Source organism: Pseudomonas panipatensis (assembly GCF_900099785.1).
GTDB lineage: Bacteria > Pseudomonadota > Gammaproteobacteria > Pseudomonadales > Pseudomonadaceae > Pseudomonas > Pseudomonas panipatensis.
On record NZ_FNDS01000014.1, the window covers coordinates 70,614 to 89,462 of the forward strand.

The window sequence follows — 18,849 nt, forward strand, 5'->3', positions numbered from 1 at the left end:
GGTACGTCGAAGGTGTTGAAGAAAGTCTGGTTCCAGTTGCATTGGCTGTTCGGCATCAGCGCCGGCCTGGTCCTCGCGCTGATGGGCGTGACCGGCGCCACCCTGTCGTTCCAGGACGAATTGCTCCGGGCGTTCAATCCGTCCAGCCTGACCGTGGCCAGGCAAGCGACAGGCGTGCTCCCGCTGGACGAACTGGTGCGCCGGGTCGAAGCGGCGGAACCGGGACGGCGGATCGCCTTCATCGAAGCGCGGCTGGACGACGACAGCGCCGCGCACCTCTTCTACACGCCGCCGCCTGGGCAGCGCCGCGGTGAGTCGCGCTACGTCGACCCCTACACCGGGAGCCTGCTGCCGGCGCCGCGCGGCGAAGGCTTCTTGCTGTTCGTCATGCAATTGCACCGCTTCCTCGCCATGGGCGATGCGGGGCGGCAGGTGACTGGCGCCTGCACGCTGATCCTGCTCTACCTGTGCCTTTCCGGCCTCTATCTGCGCTGGCCGCGCAAGGCCCTGAACTGGCGCGCCTGGCTGACCGTCGACTGGCGCAAGAAAGGCCGTGCCTTCAACTGGGACCTGCACGCGGTGGCCGGCACCTGGTGCCTGGCCTTCTACCTGCTGGCGACGCTCACCGGGCTGTTCTGGTCCTACGACTGGTATCGCGGGGCGCTGTTCCACCTGCTCGGCGATGCCGCCGCCGGCGAGCAACGCCATGGCCCGCCCGGCGGCAAGCCCGGCAAGCCGGGGCGTCCCGGCGAAACGCCGGACGCTCCGCCGCCGCCGGTCGACTATGCCGCCATCTGGAACAGCCTGCGCAACGCCGGTGGCGCCCACCTGGTCGGCTACAACCTGCGTCTGCCGCCGGTGGCCGGGCAACCGGCGAACCTCGCCTACCTGCTCGATGACGCCGCCCACGAGCGCGCCTTCAACACGCTGAGCCTGGACCCGGCGAGCGGCAAGGTGCTGGCCGAGAAGCACTTCCGCCATCAGCCGCTGGGGCAGCGATTGCTCGACAGCGTCTATGCCCTCCACGTGGGCAGCTACTTCGGCTTGCCGGGGCGCATCCTGATGTGCCTGGCCAGCCTGTCGATGCCGCTGTTCTTCGTCACCGGCTGGTTGCTCTACCTCGACCGCCGGCGCAAGCAGCGTGGCGTCGCGGCGGCGCGCAGCGGGCTGCTTAGCGACGGCGGGAACGATGCCTGGCTGATCGGCTATGCCAGCCAGAGCGGTTTCGCCGAGCAACTCGCCTGGCAGAGCGCCGGGCAGTTGCAGGCGGCGGGCCACGCGGTTCGCGTGGAGCCGCTGGCGCGCCTGGACCGGGCCAGTCTGGAGCAGACCCGCAAGGCACTTTTCGTGGTCAGTACCTTTGGCGATGGCGAGGCGCCGGACAGCGCCCGTGGCTTCGAGCGCCGGCTGCTCGGCCAGGCTCTTGGCCTGGCGCACCTGCGCTTCGCCCTGCTGGCCCTGGGCGATCGCCAGTATTCGGCCTTCTGCGGATTCGGCCGGCGCCTGCGCGATTGGCTGCAAGGGCAGGGCGCCGAGCCGCTGTTCGATGGCGTGGACGTCGACAACGGCGATGCCGCCGCCCTGCATGACTGGCGGCAGCGCCTGGCGCACCTGAGCGGTGGCGGCGTGCCGCAGGCCCCCGCCGCAGCGGCGTATGAAGGCTGGCGACTGGCCGCGCGCACGCACCTCAATCCGGGCAGCCAGGGCCTGCCCACCTATCTGTTGCGCCTGCAGGCGCCGGCCGGTAGCCAGGCGGACTGGCGTGCCGGCGACCTGGTTGAGATCCTCGCGTGCCACCCGCGCGAGCGTGTCGAGCGCTTCCTCGCCCGGCTGGGCCAGGATGGCACGGCGCCGGTCAGCCTCGACGGCAGCCGCATGACCCTGGGCGAAGCGCTGGGCGGACGCGAGCTGCCAGGCAGCCTGGAGCACCTGGTCGGTCTGCACCCGCAAGCGCTGCTGGACGCCCTGGCGCCGCTCGCAGCGCGCCAGTACTCCATCGCCTCGCTGCCCAGCGATGGCACCCTGGAGCTGATCGTGCGCCAGGAGCGCCGGGCCGATGGCCAACTGGGCGTGGCCTCCGGCTGGCTGACCGCGTACCTGGCGCTGGACGGCAGCCTGGCCCTGCGCGTGCGGCGCAACGCCGGGTTCCACCTGCCGGCGCTGCCGCAGCCGTTGATCCTGATCGGCAATGGCACCGGGCTGGCCGCCTTGCGCGCGCTGCTGCGCGCCAGCATTGGCGCAGGTTGTCAGCGCAACTGGCTGCTGTTCGGCGAGCGCAATCGCGCCCACGACTTCTATTGCGCGGAGGAGCTGCAAGCGGCGCTGGCCGCGGGCGATCTGCAATGCCTGGACCTGGCGTTCTCCCGTGACCAGGCGGAGAGGCGTTACGTGCAGGACCTGTTGCGCGAGCGCGCGGCGCAACTGCGCGAGTGGCTGGCGCAGGGCGCGGTCCTCTATGTCTGCGGCAGCCTGCAGGGCATGGCCGAGGGCGTCGACCGGGTGTTGCGCGAGGTCTTGGGTGAGGCAGCGGTGGAGGCCTTGCTGGACAGCGGGCGCTATCGCCGCGACCTCTACTGATGGCGCTTGCCGGGCGGCGTACTGGCGGGAAACGTTGAAAGGCGGGGGCCGTGGCCGTCGCGGGGAGGCCGCGACGGCCACAAGAGCGGGCCTGGGCGGCTCAGATCCAGATGATCAACGCCAGGAGGGCGCCGAAGAACGCCCATTTCTCCAGGTAATAGAGGGTGCGGTTGCGCTTCTTCAGCGCCTTGCTGCGCAGGCGGATCTTGTACACGCTGCCGAACAGGCGGTTGAGCGCGCCGGTCTTGTCGCCTTCCTCGTTGGGCGAGGAGGCGGCGGCCACCACGTTGCGGCTGAACCAGCGGTTGAACGCCTGCGCCCAGCGGTACTTCAGCGGCCGCTCGATGTCGCAGAAGAAGATCAGGCGGTTCTTCTCGGTGGTGTTTTCCGCGTAGTGGATGAAGGTCTCGTCGAACACCACGGCCTCGCCGTCGCGCCAGGAATAGCGCTGGCCGTCGACGTCGATGAAGCAGCGCTCATCGTTGGGCGTGACCAATCCCAGGTGGTAGCGCAGCGAACCGGCGTAGGGGTCGCGGTGGCGCACCAGGCGCGCGCCGGGCGGCAGTTCGGTGAACATCGCCGCTTTCACCGACGGGATGTCGCGGACCAGCGCGGTGGTCTTCGGGCACAGCTGGTTGGCCGAGGGATGCGCCTCGTCGTACCACTTCAGGTAGAAACGCTTCCAGCCGGTCTTGAAGAAGGAGTTGAAGCCGACGTCGTTGTATTGCTCGGAGCGCTTGATGGCGCCGGCATCGAGCAGACGCTCGCCCTCGGCGCGGATCATTTCCCAGTTGTCGGTGATGACCTTCAGCTCGGGGAAGGTCTCGGGCGGCAGGAAGGGCCGGTTCGGCACCTTGGAGAACAGGTACATGAAGCAGTTGACCGGCGCCAGGAAGGTCGAGTGGTCGGTCAATTGGCGGGTCAGCTTGTGGCGGACCTTACCGCGCAGGTGAACGTAGACGATGGAGGCCACGTAGGCCAGCAGAATCAGGGCTTTCATCTTCGATTGGGCGGCTATCGGCGAACGGAAGCGAGGGATATTACTCCCGGCGCGCCTGGCTGGATATGCTCCCAGGGTTCAATTGGCCAGCGCCTGGTTTAACCTGTCAGGAATTTCCCAATCACGACGGGACCTGCGATGACCGAGTTCTCCGTGCGCCGCATACTGCTCAACTGCGACATGGGCGAAAGCTATGGCGCCTGGCGCATGGGCGACGATGCCCACGCCATGCCGCTGATCGACCAGGCCAACCTGGCCTGCGGTTTCCATGCCGGCGACCCGCTGACCATCCAGCGCAGCGTGCGCCTGGCGCTGGAGCATGGCGTCAGCATCGGTGCCCATCCCGCCTACCCGGACCTGGCCGGCTTCGGCCGCCGGCACCTGAGCTGCTCGGCGGAGGAAGTGCGGGCCCTGGTGCTTTACCAGTTGGGCGCCCTGGATGCCTTTTGCCGCGCCGCCGGCAGCCGTATCGACTACGTCAAGCCGCATGGCGCGCTGTACAACGATCTGGTGCGCGACGACGCCCTGCTGCGCGCCGTGCTCGATGCCTGCGCGGCCTTCCGCAAGGGCCTGCCGCTGATGGTCCTGGCGCTGGCCGACAACAGCCGCGAGCTGGAGCTGGCCGATGGCGCCGACGTGCCGCTGATGTTCGAGGCCTTCGCCGACCGCGCCTACCTGCCTGATGGCCAGTTGGCGCCGCGGCGCCTGGCCGGCGCGGTGCACCACGAGCCGCAGCGCATCCTCGAACAGGCGCTGGCCATCGCCCGTGGCGAGCCGTTCCCGGACATCGACGGCCAGCCGCTGCGCTTGCGCGCCGACAGCCTCTGCGTGCACGGCGACAATCCCGAATCCCTGGCGGTGCTGCGCCGCCTGCGTGGCCTGCTGGACGCCGCATGATCGGCGTCGAGCCGTTCGGCGCCCAGGCCCTGCTGCTGACCCTCGCCGAGCAGCCCGACGCGCACTTGCCGCTGCGCATCGCCGCGCTGGCCGAGCGCCTGCGCGTGCAACTCGGCGATTGCTTGACCGACCTGGTGCCGGGCTGGACCAGCTTGCTGCTGCACTACGACCTGTTGCGCATCGACCTGCCGACGCTGCGCCAGCGCCTGCAGCCATTGCTCGATGAGTGGCCGACGCTGGCGCCAGCGCCGGGCGCCGGGCGCCTGCATGAAATCCCGGTGTGGTATGCCGGCGCGGACCTCGATGAGGTGGCGCGGCATTGCCGGCTGAGCGTGGCGCAGGTCATCGCGTTGCACAGCGGCCGCGAATATCGCGTCGGCGCCATCGGTTTCGCCCCCGGCTTCGCCTACCTCGGCGAACTCGACGAACGCCTCGCCCTGCCGCGTCGCGCCACGCCGCGCACCCGCGTGCCGGCCGGCAGCCTGGCCATCGCCGAACGGCAGACGGCAATTTATCCACAGGCGTCGCCGGGCGGCTGGCACCTGCTCGGGCACACGCCGCTGCGACTCTTCGATGCGCAGCGCGAACCGCCCTGTCCGCTGGCGCTGGGCGACCGGGTGCGTTTCCTGCCCATCGATGCCGCCGCCTTCCGGCGTGCGGGAGGCCGCGCATGAGCGGCCTGCGCGTGCTCCGGCCGGGCGCCTTGAGCCTGTTGCAGGACGGCGGCCGGCGCGGCTGGCAGCACCTCGGGGTATCGCCGTCCGGCGCCGTGGACCAGCACGCCGCCGCCTGGGCCAACCGACTGCTCGGCAACCCTTGGGGCACGCCCTTGCTGGAGATCGCCCTCGGCGGCGTGCAGCTACGCGCCGAGCAGGACTGCTGGCTGGCGTTGTGCGGCGCGGCGCTGCCGATCCGCGTGGAAGGGGAGGCGCGGCCCGGCTGGTCGCGCTTTCGCCTGCGTGCCGGCGAGCGCCTGGAACTGGGCTTCGCCGCCAGTGGCCAGCGCGCCTATCTCGCCGTGGTCGGTGGCTTCCGGGCCACGCTGGTGCTGGCTAGCGTCGCTTGCCAGACGCGCGAAGGGCTGGGCGGGCTGCATGGCGACGGTCGGCCGCTGGCCGAAGGCGAACTGTTGCCCTGCGCCGCCAGTGGCGCGGCCTTCGGGCATGGCGCCAGCGTGCCCTGGCGCTACCAGCCGGACTACCGCGCCGAGCCGCTGCTGCGCGTGCTGCCCGGCGGCGACGCAGCGGCTTTCGACCCGGCGCAGCGCGCGGCCTTTTTCCAGCAGACCTGGAGCCTCAGCGCGCAATCCGACCGCATGGGCGCGCGCCTGCGCGGTACGCCGATCGCCGCGCCGCGCCGGCAATGGTCCCTGGGCGTGACGGCGGGCGCCATTCAGGTGCCGCCGGACGGCCAGCCGATCGTCCTGCTGGCCGACCACCAGAGCATGGGCGGCTACCCGCTGCTCGGCGTCGTCCACCCGCTGGACCTGGCGCGCCTGGCACAGTGCCCGGCGCATGGCCGGGTGCGCTTCGTCGAGGGATCGCTGGCCCAGGCCCAGGCCGATCTGCGGCGCTTCCTGCGCTTCTTTCGCCCCTAGCCCTCGGGCATCCAGCGCGCGGCGGTGGATAACGCGTGCCGTTGTTTCCGCCCTACGGTTGTAGCCTGCATGGCTTCGTAGGATGGCGTTGAGCGCAGCGATACCCATCGCCTTGGCAGCCGGGCAAGCGCACGGGTTTCGCGGGCTCGATCCATCCGCCGGGGGCGACAGGGTAGGGCGGCGGATGGGGCCGCCGTTCTCCCTCAGCCGAGGAATTGCTCGGCGTGGTGGCAGGCCACCTGGCGCGCATCCAGCAGGCGCAATGCCGGCACCTCGGTCTTGCAACGCTCGGTGGCGTACGGGCAGCGCTTGTGGAAGGCGCAGCCGGACGGCGGGTTGAGCGGGTTGGGCAGTTCGCCCTGGATACGGATTTTCGGCTTGCTCGGGTCCGGGTGGATCGCCGGCGTGGCCGACAGCAGGGCCTGGGTGTAGGGATGCAGCGGGCGTTCGTAGAGCTTGTCCGCCGGGCCCATCTCCGCCGGGCGGCCGAGGTACATCACCAGCACGTCGTCGGCGACGTGGCGCACCACCGCGAGGTTGTGCGAGATGAACACGTAGGCGGTGCCGTATTCCTGCTGCAGGTCCATGAACAGGTTGAGCACCTGGGCCTGGATCGACACATCGAGCGCCGAGGTCGGCTCGTCCGCCACCAGCACCTTGGGCCGCAGCATCATGGCGCGGGCCAGGGCGATGCGCTGGCGCTGGCCGCCGGAGAACATGTGCGGGTAGCGCTGGTAGTGCTCCGGGCGCAGCCCGACCTGCTGCATCATCGCCTGCACCCGTTCGCGGCGTTCGGCGCGCGACAGCGAGGTGTTGATCAGCAGCGGTTCGCCGAGCTGGTCGCCGATTTTCTGCCGCGGGTTGAGCGAGGCGTAGGGGTTCTGGAAGACCATCTGCACGTCGCGGCGCAGTTGCTTGCGCTGCTCGGCGTTGGCGCCTTTGACTTCCTGGCCGGCGATGCGCAGCGAGCCGGCGGTCGGCTCCTCGATCAGCGTCAGGGCGCGGGCCAGGGTCGACTTGCCGCAGCCGGACTCGCCGACCACCGCCAGGGTCTTGCCGGCCTGCAGTTCGAAGGACACGCCGTTCAGCGCGCGGACCAGGGCGTGCGGCTTGAACAGGCCCTGGGCGATTTCGTAGTGACGGGTCAGGTCACGGGCGGTCAGGACGGCATCCATCAGACCACCTCCTTGAGGTTCAGCGGGTAATAGCAGCGCACCGCGCCGCGTTCATGGGCTTCGAGGGCCGGGCGCGTGGCGCGGCAGTTGTCCTTCACGTAGGGACAGCGCGGCGACAGCAGGCAGCCCTCTGGCCGGTCGTAGCGGCCGGGGACGATGCCGGGCAGGGTGGCCAGGCGTTCTTCGCCGACGCTGTGCTCGGGAATCGCCTTGAGCAGCGCCTCGGTGTAGGGATGGCTGGGCAGGTCGAACAGTGCCGGCACCTGGCCGATCTCCACCGCCTGGCCGGCGTACATGACGCAGACGCGCTGGGCGGTCTCGGCGACCACGGCGAGGTCGTGGGTGATCAGGATCAGCGCCATGTCCTGGTCGCGCTGCAGGTTCAGCAGCAGCTCCATGATCTGCGCCTGGATGGTCACGTCGAGCGCGGTGGTCGGCTCGTCGGCGATCAGCAGCTTGGGCTCGCCGGCGATGGCCATGGCGATCGCCACGCGCTGGCTCATGCCGCCGGAAAGCTGGTGCGGGTAGGCGTCCAGGCGCTGCGCCGCGCCGGGGATCTCGACCCGTTCGAGCAGTTCCAGGGCGCGCTGGCGGGCGGCCTTGCCGCGCAGGCCGAGGTGCAGCTTGAGGACTTCTTCGATCTGGTAGCCGACGGTGTAGCTGGGGTTCAGCGCGGTCATCGGGTCCTGGAAGATCATCGCGATGTCCTTGCCGACGATGCGCCGCCGCTCGCGGCCCTTGAGGCGCAGCATGTCGGTGCCGGCGAAGCGCATGGCGTCGGCGCGGATGATGCCGGGGGCGTCGATCAGGCCCATCAGCGCCATCATGGTCACCGACTTGCCGGAGCCGGATTCGCCGACGATGGCCAGCACTTCGCCTTTGTCGACCGCCAGATCGAGGCCATCGACCACCGGCACGGCATCGGCGCCGCCGAAGCGCACCGAGAGGTTGTTGATTTCGAGGAGGCTCATACGGCGGTCTCCGTCAGGGGGCATGTTCTGTAGGCACGCGCTGGCTCGCGAAGGCCGGGTACGGGGCGCATGGAGGTGGGGCGCAGGAAGGTCTTCATCGGCATCGTCCTCACGCCGCGCTCTTGAGTTTCGGGTCCAGCGCGTCGCGCAGGCCGTCGCCCATCAGGTTGATCGCCAGCACGCTGAAGAGGATCGCCAGGCCGGGCAGGCTGACCACCCACCAGGCGCGCTCGATGTAGTCGCGCGCGGCGGCCAGCATGGTGCCCCACTCCGGGGTCGGCGGCTGTACGCCGAGGCCGAGGAAGCCGAGGGCGGCGGCGTCGAGGATGGCCGAGGAGAAGCTCAGGGTGGCCTGCACGATCAGCGGCGCCATGCAGTTCGGCAGCACGGTGACGAACATCAGCCGCAGGCGGCCGGCGCCGGCCAGGCGCGCGGCGGTGACGTAGTCGCGGTTCAGCTCGCCGAGCACCGCGGCGCGGGTCAGGCGCACGTAGGACGGCAGCGAGACCACGGCGATGGCGATCACCGTGTTCATCAGCCCCGGGCCGAGCACCGCGACGATGGCCACCGCCAGCAGCAGCGAGGGCAGCGCCAGCATGATGTCCATCAGGCGCATGATCACCGGGCCCAGGCGGTTCGGCGAGAAGCCGGCGAGCAGGCCGAGGACCACGCCCGGCAGCAGCGAGATGACCACCGAGCTGAGGGCGATCAGCAGCGACAGGCGCGCGCCGTAGATCAGCCGCGAGAGCATGTCGCGGCCGACCTCGTCGGTGCCGAGGAGGAATTGCCATTGGCCGCCGCTCGTCCACACCGGCGGGTTGAGCAGGAAGTCGCGGAACTGTTCGCTGGGGTCGTGCGGCGCGACCCACGGGGCGAAGAGCGCGCAGAACAGGATCAGCAGCATGAACAGCAGGCCGCCGACGGCGCCCTTGTTGTGCGCGAAGGCTTGCCAGAACTCCTTGAGGGGAGACGGATAGACCAGGCTCGGGTCGCTGGCGGGAGCGGTTTGGATAGTGCTCATTCGGGGCTCCTCGAACCTTATTTCTGGTGACGGATGCGCGGGTTGACCAGGCCGTAGAGGATGTCCACGACGAAGTTCACCAGGATCACCAGGGTGGCGACCAGCAGGATGCCGTTCTGCACCACCGGGTAGTCTCGGCGGCTGATGGCGTCGATCAGCCATTTGCCGATGCCCGGCCAGGAGAAGATGGTCTCGGTCAGCACCGCGCCGGCGAGCAGCGCGCCGACCTGCAGGCCGAACACCGTGAGCACCGGGATCATGGCGTTGCGCAGGGCGTGGACGAACACCACCCGCGCCGGCGACAGGCCCTTGGCGCGGGCGGTGCGCACATAGTCCTCGCGCAGCACTTCGAGCATCGCCGAGCGGGTCATGCGGGCGATCACCGCCAGCGGGATGGTGCCCAGGACGATGGCCGGCAGGATCAGGTGGCGCAGCGCGTCGAGGAAGGCGCCGGGTTCGTCGGCGAGCAGGGTGTCGATGAGCATGAAGCCGGTCTTCGGCTCGATGTCGTAGAGCAGGTCGAGGCGGCCGGACACCGGCGTCCAGCCCAGCGTCACCGAGAACAGCATGATCAGGATCAGGCCCCACCAGAAGATCGGCATCGAGTAGCCGGCCAGGGAGATGGTCATCACCCCGTGGTCGAACAGCGAGCCGCGCTTGAGCGCCGCGATCACCCCGGCGAGCAGGCCGAGGATGCCGGCGAAGAGCATCGCTGCGGTGGCCAGTTCGAGGGTCGCCGGGAACAGCGTGAGGAACTCGTGCCAGACGCTTTCGCGGGTCACCAGGGATTCGCCGAGGTTACCCTGGGCGAGATGGCCGATGTAGTCGAAGTATTGCTGATACAGCGGCTTGTCCAGCCCCAGCCGGTGCAGGGCTTCGGCGTGCATCTGCGGATCGACGCGGCGCTCGCCCATCATGACTTCCACCGGGTCGCCGGGGATCATGCGGATCAGCGCGAAGGTCAGCAGGGTGACGCCGAAGAAGGTCGGGATCAGCAACCCGAAGCGTCGGGCGATGAAACTGAGCATGGTGTCGGGTAACTCCTCATCACGCGGCTGCCCGCCGGGGTGGTGGCGGGCGCCGGTTTTCTTGTGACCTCACCGGGATCTCGGTGAGGAAGTGCTTGCCTGGCGGGCGGGGTGTCGCCCTGGCGGCTACCGTGGCGCCCATTGAACAGCTTAGGCGGCCCTGGGGGAATGCCGGGCGCCCATCGCTGGATCATCCTTGTCGCCTTTGCATAACCTTTTGCCCGTTCGCCGCCACCCGCCAGGATCGCCGCGGGCCTGGCCGCTGCGCAGGGTGGCTTTTCGCCGATGAGCGTGCGATTTGCCTGGCATGCCCCGGCGATGGATCGCGGCCGGGCCCGCCCGCTCCGGGCAACGTCGTTCGGCCGGGTTCACGGGGCCAGCTCGACGTGGGCGAAATTGTTCGAGCCCAGCGGGCTCAGGGTGAAGCCCCGGACTCGCGGACTGAGCACGGCGAACTGCTTGGGGTAGGCCAGGGCGATCCACGGCGCCTCGCGCTGGAAGATCGCCAGGGCCTGGCGGTACAGCCCGGCGCGGGTGGCCTGGTCGGTGCTGGCGCGCGCTTGCCGCAACAGGTCGTCGAAGGCTGCGTTGCACCAGCCGGACATGTTCTCGCCGCTGCTCGCGGCGGCACAGGACAGGTTCGGAGTGAGGAAGTTGTCCGGGTCGCCGTTGTCGCCGACCCAGCCCATGAACAGCAGGTCGTGCTCGCCGTGCTTGGCGCGGCGGATCAGCTCGCCCCATTCGTAGACGCGGATATCGGCGTGGATGCCGAGCTTGCCCAGGTCGTCCTGAAGCATCTGCGCGCCGATGCCGGGATTGGGGTTGGTCGGGCCACCGCCGGGACGGGTCCAGATCGACAGCTTCAGGCCCGGCTGGATGCCTGCCTCGGCGAGTAGCTGGCGGGCGCGTTCGAGGTCGTGCGGCCAGCCCTTGAGATCCGGGTCGGAGCCCCACAGGGTCGAGGGGTAGGGGGCCACGGCCGGGCTGGCGCCGCCCTCGCCGAACTGCGCCTTGAGGTAGCTGTCGCGATCGAAGGCGAGGTTGATCGCCTGGCGCACGCGCACGTCGTCCAGTGGCTTGTGCCGGGTATTCAGCGCGACGTAGGCGACCAGCAGGGAGTCCAGTTCGGCGACCTTCAGTTGCGGCTCGTGGCGTAGCGTCGGGACATCGGTGGGACGCGGGTAGAGCGCCACCTGGCAGTCACCGGCGCGCAGCTTCTGGATGCGCACGCTGGGGTCGGGGGTGATCGACAGCAGCAGCCGGTCGACCTTGGGCGCGCCGCCCCAGTAGTCCGGGTTGGCGGCGAAGCGCACCAGGGCGTCTTTCTGGTAGCGCTGGAAGACGAAGGGGCCGGTGCCCAGCGGCAGGTTGTTGAGTTGCTCGGCCTTGCCGGCCTTGAGCAGCAGGTCGGCGTATTCGGCCGAGTAGATCGAGGCGAAGCCCATGGCCAGGTCGGCGAGGAACGGCGCCTCGGGGCGGCGCAGGGTGAAGCGCACGCGCGCGTCGTCGAGCTTGTCGATGCGTTCGATCAGCGCCGGCAGGCCCATGGATTGGGCGTAGGGATAGCCGCGCGGGGATAGCGCGTGCCACGGGTGCGCCGGGTCGAGCTGGCGCTGGAAGCTCCAGAGCACGTCGTCGGCGTTGAACTCGCGGCTCGGGGTGAAGAAGTCGGTGCGCTGGAACTTGACGCCCTTGCGCAAGTGGAAGGTGTAGCTGAGGCCGTCGGCGCTGATCTCCCAGCGCTCGGCCAGGGCCGGCGCCACCTGGGTGCTGCCGGGGACGAACTGGACCAGGCGCTCGTAGACCGTTTCCGCGACGGCGTCGGCGGTGGTGGCGGCGCTGTATTGGGCGATGTCGAAACCTTCCGGGCTGGCCTCGGTGCAGACCGCCAGGGTCTGGGCGAAGGCCGGCGTGCCGGCGAGCAGGCCGGCCAGGACGAGGGTGCGGGCGAGGCGGCGGTGAAGCCGCCTCGTCCACTGCTGTATGCGGTTTGCGCGCATGGGATGCGAAACGAGGAGGGGCCGCCGGGTGGCGGCCCCCGGCCTCATTTGCCGATGTCGACGCCGTAGAAGGAGTTCAGCGCGAAGGGGCTGATCCGGAAGTCCTCGACGTTCTTGCGCATCGGTTGGTACACGGTGGAGTGGGCGATCGGGGTGATCGGCACCTGCTCCTTGAGGATGTGCTGGGCCTGCTTGTACAGCTCGCTACGCTTGGCCTGATCGGGATTGCGCTTGGCCTCCTTGATCAGCTTGTCGTAGGACTGGTCGCACCACTTGGAGAAGTTGTTGCCATTGACCGCGTCGCAGCTGTAGAGGGTGCCCAGCCAGTTGTCCGGGTCACCGTTGTCGCCGCTCCAGCCGATCAGCATGGCGTCGTGCTCGCCGGCCTTGCCGCGCTTCATGTACTCGCCCCACTCGTAGCTGACGATTTTCGCCTTGATACCGACCTTGGCCCAGTCGGCCTGGAGCATCTCGGCCATCAGCTTGGCGTTGGGGTTGTACGGGCGCTGCACCGGCATGGCCCAGAGGGTGATCTCGGTGCCTTCGGGCACGCCGGCCTTCTTCAGCAGCTCCTTGGCCTTTTCCGGGTTGTAGCCCGGGTCCTTGATGCTCTCGTCGTAGGACCACTGGGTCGGCGGCATGCCGTTCACGGCGAGCTGGCCGGCGCCCTGGTAGACGGCGTCGATGATGGCTTTCTTGTTCACCGCCATGTCCAGCGCCTCGCGCACTTCCAGCTTGTCCAGCGGCTTGTGCTGTACGTTGTAGGCGATGTAGCCGAGGTTGAAGCCCGGCTGCGACGGCATGTTCAGGTTCGGGTCCTTCTTCAGCGACTCCAGGTCGGCCGGGCGCGGGAAGAGGGTAATCTGGCACTCGTTGGCCTTGAGCTTCTGCATGCGTACCGAGGCGTCGGTGTTGATGGCGAAGATCAGGTTGTCGATCTTCACCTCGCCCTGGTTCCAGTAGTCCTTGTTGGCCTTGAAGCGGATCGTCGCGTCCTTCTGGTAGCGGCTGAACACGAAGGGCCCGGTGCCGATCGGCTTCTGGTTGATGTCGCTGGCCTTGCCCTGCTTGAGCAACTGGTCGGCGTACTCGGCGGACTGGATGGAGGCGAAGCTCATCGCCAGGTTCTGGATGAAGGCGGCGTCGATTTCGTTGAGATCGAACTTGACCGTGTAGTCGTCGACCTTCTCCACCTTGGCGATGTTGGTGTCCATGCCCATGTCGGTGAAGTAGGGGAATTCGGTCTGGTAGGCCTTACGGAACGGGTGGTTCTTGTCGAGCATGCGTTCGAAGGTGAAGACCACGTCGTCGGCGTTGAACTCGCGGCTCGGCTTGAAGTAGTCGGTGGTGTGGAACTTCACGCCGTGGCGCAGGTGGAAGGTCCAGGTCTTGCCGTCGTCGGAGACTTCCCACTTCTCCGCCAGGCCGGGAACGACCTGGGTGCCGCCGCGCTCGAACTGGGTCAGGCGGTTGAACACGGTTTCCGCCGAGGCATCGAAGTCGGTGCCGGTGGTGTACTGCGCGGGGTCGAAGCCCGCCGGGCTGCCCTCGGAGCAGAACACTAGGTTACCGGCGGCGTGGGCGAAGGGAGCGCTGGCGATCAACCCAGCAGCGATCATGGAGTGGATGACGGCATTCTTGCGCATGCTTGACCTCAGTTTGTTCTGGTTGTCATCGAGGCACGTCCTTGTGGGGCGTGTCGGCAGAAACTATGCAGGGGACATGCCGCGCGCAAGCGCCTCATCGGCAACAGTGTAGAAGCTGTGGCGAAGTCGTAAGGGAATGTCGCAAATCTGCAAGTTGACTCGTCGGTCAGTTTGTGGCGCCCGGCTGGCGAGCGCCACGCGGCGACGGACTCAGGGCATCAGCACCTCGATGGTGCCGTCGGCGCTGACCGTCACCTCGCTGCTGCCAGCCTCGATGGTCGGCGCCGGCGCGGCGTCGGCCTTCATCGCCGCCATGCGCATCACCGGCATCGGCCGGGGATTGCCGGCGCTGCTCAGGTTCAGGTTGACCAGCCGGTAGTCCTTGCCGCCCAGGGCGCCGGTGAGCAACTGGGCGCGGGCCTTGAAGGCGGCCACTGCGCTCTTCATCAGGCTGTCCTCGTTCTGCTGGCGGGTCGCGTCGGCGATGCTGAAGCTCATGTTGCCCATCTTCAGCTTACCCAGCAGGTCGGCGGTCAATTGCGAGAGGGCGGCGAAGTCGGCGCTCTCCAGGCGCAGCTCGGCGCGTTCGCGCCAGGCGCTGATCTTCTGGCCTTTTTCCTCGTAGATCGGGTAGCTGTTGCGGCTGCCCAGGCTGACGGTGACGCCCTTGACCTTGCGCGCCTCGGCCACGGCGGCGTTGAGGGCGTTGGTGGTGTCGGCGGCGAGCTTCGCCGGATCGGCGTCCTGCTCCTCGCTGTAGAGGGTCACGTGCATCCGGTCGTGGGCCACTTCCTGGCTGGCCTCGGCATGCAGGCTGACCTGGTTGTAGCGCGGCGAGTCCTCGGCCTGGGCGGCGAGGCTGGTGCCACTCAGGGCAATGGCGGCGGCGAGGGTGGCGAGGGATTTCTGCAGTGCGGACATGAATGAACTCCTGGGTCCGGGGGATTCCTGGGGTACTGACGCTGCATGCAGGGTAGACAACCCGGCGTGCAAGTGGTCAGACCCATTGACCTAGGTCGGGGTTCATCCGGGTTATTTCGCGTTAGGGTAACGGCTATGCTGTGTCGCTTTGACGCATCGTTGGGGAGAGGGGCTTGGCTATACTCGCGCAAATTCCGGAATTCAGTATGCGCACACCGGTTTTCCAGTTATCCGCCAGCCGGCAGAACCTGCTGCACCTGACACTGATCCGCGTGCTCGTGCTCGCCGCCCAGGCCGGGTCGGTGGGCATCGTCTTCAAGGCGCAGCTGATCCAGCTGCCGTGGATGGCCCTGGGCGTGACCCTGGGCATCTCCCTCTGCCTGTGCCTGGCCACCGCCCTGCGCTTGCGCGGGCCATGGCCGGTCACCGAGCTGGAATACGCCGTGCAGCTGGGCTGCGACCTGATCATCCACAGCGCCTTGCTGTATTTCTCCGGTGGCTCCAGCAACCCCTTCGTCTCCTACTACCTGGTGCCGCTGACCATCGCCGCGGCGACCTTGCCCTGGCTCTACACCATCACCCTGGCCGGGCTGGCGCTGGCCGCCTACACGGTGCTGCTGGTCTGGTTCCATCCCTTGGAAATCCCTTCCGGGCAGCGCGACTACCTGCTGATCTACGGCATGTGGCTGAGTTTCGCCCTGGCCGCCGGGCTGATTACCTTCTTCGTCGCACGCATGTCCCAGGCCCTGCGCCGGCAGGAACAGATAGTCGCGCAGCGGCGCGAGGAAGGCATGCGCGACCAGCAACTGCTGGCCGTCGCCACCCAGGCCGCCGGCGCCGCCCATGAACTGGGCACGCCGCTGGCGACCATGAGCGTGCTGCTCAAGGAGCTGCGCCAGTCCAACCCCGGCGATCCGCTGCTGCAGGAAGACCTGGCGCTGCTGCAGGAACAGGTCAAGTTGTGCAAGGACACCCTGCAGCAACTGGTGCGTGCGGCCGAGGCCGACCGCCGCCAGGCCATCGAGGAGCAGGGCGCCAACGAGTGGCTCGAAGCGGTGCTGCGCCGCTGGCACCTGATGCGCCCCGAGGCCACCTACCGCTTCCAGAACCTGGGCCGGGGCAGCGCGCCGCGGCTGACCCCGCCGACCGACCTGACCCAGGCCCTGCTGAACCTGCTGAACAACGCCGCCGACGCCTGTCCGGAGAACCTCGACATCCGCCTCGACTGGGATGCCGCGGAAATCCGCCTGAGCATCCGCGACCACGGCGCCGGCGTTCCGCTGGCGATCGCCGAACAACTCGGCAAACCTTTCTTCACCACCAAGGGCAAGGGCTTCGGCCTCGGCCTGTTCCTCAGCCAGGCCAGCGTCACCCGCGCCGGCGGCACGGTGAAGTTGTATAACCATGAAGACGGCGGCACGCTCACCGAGTTGCGCCTGCCACGTAGTTACGGTGTGGTGTGAACCCACGCGAGGAAGTCCCCATGAGCGAAGAGAACCTGTTCGAAGGCGAAGAGCAACCCCACCTGCTGCTGGTGGACGACGACGCCACCTTCACCCGCGTGATGGCGCGCGCCATGAGCCGTCGCGGCCTGCGTGTGTCGGTCGCCGGCTCCGCCGAAGAGGGCCTGGTGCTGGCCAAGGAGGATCTGCCCGACTATGCCGTGCTCGACCTGAAGATGGACGGTGACTCCGGCCTGGTGCTGCTGCCCAAGCTGCTGGAACTGGACCCGGAGATGCGCGTGGTGATCCTCACCGGCTACTCCAGCATCGCCACCGCGGTGGAAGCCATCAAGCGCGGCGCCACCAACTACCTGTGCAAACCGGCCGATGCCGACGACGTGCTCACCGCGCTGCTCTCCAAGCACGCCGACCTGGACACCCTGGTGCCGGAAAACCCCATGTCGGTGGACCGTCTGCAGTGGGAGCACATCCAGCGCGTGCTGGCCGAGCACGATGGCAACATTTCCGCCACCGCCCGTGCCCTGGGTATGCACAGACGGACGTTGCAGCGTAAGCTGCAGAAGCGCCCGGTGAGGCGTTAAGGATTCGATAAGACAGGGAGCGCCAACTGGGCGCTCCTTTTTTTTGTGCCCGTGCAGAGCGATCGCCGATGACTGAAAGCGCCGAATACCGCGCCGCGAACGATGCCGTTCGTGGGCATTTCTTCTCCCGCGTGTGGGGGCTGACTGCGCCGTACTGGCGCAGCGAAGAGAAAGGCAGCGCCTGGCTGCTGCTGATCGTGGTGATCGCCCTGTCGCTGGTCGGGGTGGGGATTTCCGTCTGGTTCAACAGCTGGAACCGGGACTTCTACGACGCCCTGCAGAACAAGAACTTCGATGCATTCGTGCATCTGATGCTGCAGTTCTGCGTGATTGCCGCGGTGTCCATCCTGATCGCCGTCTATCGCCTCTACCTCAAGCAGATGCTGACCATCCGCTGGCGCCGCTGGCTGACCGAGAAACACTTCCAGGCCTGGCTTGGCGAAAAGAGCTACTACCGCCTGGAACAGCGCGGCAACACCGACAACCCTGACCAGCGCCTGACCGAAGACCTCAACAGCTTCACCGAGACCACCCTGAGCCTGGGGCTGGGGCTGATCAGCAACGTGGTCAGCCTGGTGTCCTTCTCGGTGATTCTCTGGGGTGTCTCCGGCAGCCTGGAGGTGTTCGGTATCAGCATCCCCGGCTACATGTTCTGGGCCGCCTTGCTCTACGCCGTGGTCGGCAGTTGGCTGACCCACCTGATCGCCCGCCGCCTGATCACCCTGAACAACAACCAGCAGCGCTACGAAGCCGACCTGCGCTTCGGCCTGGTGCGGGTGCGCGAGAACGCCGAGAGCATCGCCCTGTACAACGGCGAGGCCAACGAGAACGAGCGGCTGATGACGCGCTTCCGCAACGTCTGGGGCAACTTCTGGGAGTTGATGAAAGTACAGAAGCGCCTGAGCTTCTTCAGCAATGGCTATGGCCAGGCGGCGATCGTCTTCCCGTTCATCGTCGCCGCGCCGCGCTACTTCTCCGGCAAGATCCAACTGGGCGGCCTCATGCAGATCGCCCAGGCGTTCGGCAATGTGCAGGAAAGCATGAGCTGGTTCGTCGATGCCTACTCCAGTCTCGCCGCCTGGCGCGCCACCTGCGACCGTCTGCTGAGCTTCCGCGAGGTGATCGGCGAGGCTGGCCAGGAGGCCGAAGGCATCACGCTGCACAGTGGCGCCGAGGCGCTGCAGCTCAAGCACCTGAGCCTGACCCTGGGCGATGGCCAGGTGTTGCTGGAACCGACCAACTTTAACCTGCATGCCGGTGAGCACCTGCTGATCAGCGGTCCCTCCGGCGCCGGCAAGAGCACCCTGTTGCGCGCCATGAGCGGGCTCTGGCGCTTCGGCGCCGGGCAAGTGAGCATGCCCGGCGCGCGCAGCCTGTTCCTGCCGCAGAAGCCGTACCTGCCGATCGGCAGCCTGGCGGCCGCCCTGTGCTACCCGGAGGAGCCGGCGAAACACAGCCCCGAACGTCTGCGCGAGGTGCTGCACCTGTGCCGTCTCGACCACCTCGGCGCGCGCCTGGACGAAGCCCAGCACTGGCAGCGCCTGCTCTCGCCGGGCGAGCAGCAGCGCCTGGCCATCGCCCGCGCGCTGCTCTATGCGCCGCGCTGGCTGTTCCTCGACGAGGCCACCTCGGCCCTCGATGAGAGTGACGAGGCGGCGTTGTACCAGGTGCTGCTGGAGCAACTGCCCGGCGTGACCCTGATCAGCATCGGCCACCGCGCCGACCTCAAGCGCTTCCATCGTCGCCAGTTGCGCCTGGATGGCCGCCAATTGCGCGAGGTCGAGGCCGCGCTGCCAGCCTGAGGCATCGTCGATCGTAACGGCGGCCCGCTATCCCTGTGGTATCGGGCCGCTCGTGCATGGGGCCGGCCGACGGCCTGCGGCGTCGCGACGTTTTCCTGGAGCGTTACGGATGTTTGTCTGTGAATTCCTTCAGGATTGGTAGGAATTTTCAGTTTCCATTACGCACTTTC

At 68.1% G+C, this 18,849-nt stretch carries 15 protein-coding genes; 7 read left to right on the forward strand and 8 right to left on the reverse strand.

Annotation, left to right across the window (positions count from 1 at the left end; genetic code table 11):
- Positions 1 to 15 precede the first annotated feature (15 nt).
- Complete coding sequence (locus tag BLQ74_RS24480; RefSeq protein ID WP_170842871.1) at positions 16 to 2,577, forward strand: PepSY domain-containing protein; 2,562 nt, start codon at positions 16 to 18, stop codon at positions 2,575 to 2,577.
- Between the two features lie 100 nt (positions 2,578 to 2,677).
- Here the strand turns inward: BLQ74_RS24480 and lpxO are convergent, their stop codons facing one another.
- Complete coding sequence (gene lpxO / locus BLQ74_RS24485; RefSeq protein WP_090267790.1) at positions 2,678 to 3,577, reverse strand: lipid A hydroxylase LpxO; 900 nt, start codon at positions 3,575 to 3,577, stop codon at positions 2,678 to 2,680.
- Between the two features lie 138 nt (positions 3,578 to 3,715).
- Between lpxO and BLQ74_RS24490 the strand changes: the two genes are divergently transcribed.
- From BLQ74_RS24490 to BLQ74_RS24500, 3 genes are read left to right on the forward strand one after another with little or no spacing between them, the layout of a single operon-like run.
- Positions 3,716 to 4,474: a 5-oxoprolinase subunit PxpA gene (locus BLQ74_RS24490; protein ID WP_090267792.1), complete on the forward strand. Its 759-nt coding sequence runs from the start codon at positions 3,716 to 3,718 to the stop codon at positions 4,472 to 4,474.
- Entirely contained in the window at positions 4,471 to 5,148 is a 678-nt protein-coding gene (gene pxpB / locus BLQ74_RS24495; protein WP_090267793.1) for a 5-oxoprolinase subunit PxpB, read from the forward strand. Before BLQ74_RS24490 ends, pxpB begins: the two co-directional genes overlap by 4 nt.
- Positions 5,145 to 6,071, forward strand: coding sequence for a 5-oxoprolinase subunit C family protein (locus BLQ74_RS24500; RefSeq protein WP_090267795.1), 927 nt, complete (start codon positions 5,145 to 5,147; stop codon positions 6,069 to 6,071). The genes pxpB and BLQ74_RS24500 overlap by 4 nt, the downstream gene beginning before the upstream one ends.
- A gap of 203 nt (positions 6,072 to 6,274) precedes the next feature.
- On the opposite strand, the gene BLQ74_RS24505 is transcribed toward BLQ74_RS24500, so the two are convergent.
- From BLQ74_RS24505 to BLQ74_RS24535, 7 genes are all read right to left on the reverse strand, one after another.
- On the reverse strand, positions 6,275 to 7,246 hold the full coding sequence (locus BLQ74_RS24505) for a peptide ABC transporter ATP-binding protein (protein ID WP_090267796.1): 972 nt from the start codon (positions 7,244 to 7,246) through the stop codon (positions 6,275 to 6,277).
- Complete coding sequence (locus tag BLQ74_RS24510; protein WP_090267798.1) at positions 7,246 to 8,217, reverse strand: ABC transporter ATP-binding protein; 972 nt, start codon at positions 8,215 to 8,217, stop codon at positions 7,246 to 7,248. The genes BLQ74_RS24505 and BLQ74_RS24510 overlap by 1 nt, the downstream gene beginning before the upstream one ends.
- Before the next feature lie 109 nt (positions 8,218 to 8,326).
- Entirely contained in the window at positions 8,327 to 9,238 is a 912-nt protein-coding gene (locus BLQ74_RS24515) for an ABC transporter permease subunit (protein ID WP_090267799.1), read from the reverse strand.
- A gap of 17 nt (positions 9,239 to 9,255) precedes the next feature.
- Positions 9,256 to 10,266 carry an ABC transporter permease subunit gene (locus BLQ74_RS24520; protein ID WP_090267801.1) on the reverse strand — a complete coding sequence of 337 codons (1,011 nt, stop codon included), beginning with the start codon at positions 10,264 to 10,266 and terminating at the stop codon, positions 9,256 to 9,258.
- A gap of 368 nt (positions 10,267 to 10,634) precedes the next feature.
- Positions 10,635 to 12,266, reverse strand: coding sequence for an ABC transporter substrate-binding protein (locus BLQ74_RS24525; RefSeq protein ID WP_090267803.1), 1,632 nt, complete (start codon positions 12,264 to 12,266; stop codon positions 10,635 to 10,637).
- Between the two features lie 44 nt (positions 12,267 to 12,310).
- Complete coding sequence (locus BLQ74_RS24530) at positions 12,311 to 13,912, reverse strand: ABC transporter substrate-binding protein (RefSeq protein ID WP_090267804.1); 1,602 nt, start codon at positions 13,910 to 13,912, stop codon at positions 12,311 to 12,313.
- A gap of 210 nt (positions 13,913 to 14,122) precedes the next feature.
- Positions 14,123 to 14,833, reverse strand: a complete 711-nt coding sequence (locus tag BLQ74_RS24535) for an SIMPL domain-containing protein (RefSeq protein ID WP_090267806.1) — start codon at positions 14,831 to 14,833, stop codon at positions 14,123 to 14,125.
- 206 nt (positions 14,834 to 15,039) lie between these two features.
- Here BLQ74_RS24535 and BLQ74_RS24540 point away from each other — a divergent pair, with 206 nt between their 5' ends.
- From BLQ74_RS24540 to BLQ74_RS24550, 3 genes are all read left to right on the forward strand, one after another.
- Positions 15,040 to 16,296, forward strand: a complete 1,257-nt coding sequence (locus BLQ74_RS24540) for an ATP-binding protein (protein WP_090267808.1) — start codon at positions 15,040 to 15,042, stop codon at positions 16,294 to 16,296.
- Positions 16,297 to 16,316: 20 nt separating this feature from the next.
- A complete protein-coding gene (locus BLQ74_RS24545; RefSeq protein WP_090267810.1) occupies positions 16,317 to 16,877 on the forward strand; it encodes a response regulator transcription factor in 561 nt (186 codons plus the stop codon).
- A gap of 68 nt (positions 16,878 to 16,945) precedes the next feature.
- Positions 16,946 to 18,679 carry an ABC transporter ATP-binding protein/permease gene (locus BLQ74_RS24550; protein WP_090267811.1) on the forward strand — a complete coding sequence of 578 codons (1,734 nt, stop codon included), beginning with the start codon at positions 16,946 to 16,948 and terminating at the stop codon, positions 18,677 to 18,679.
- Positions 18,680 to 18,849: the final 170 nt, after the last annotated feature.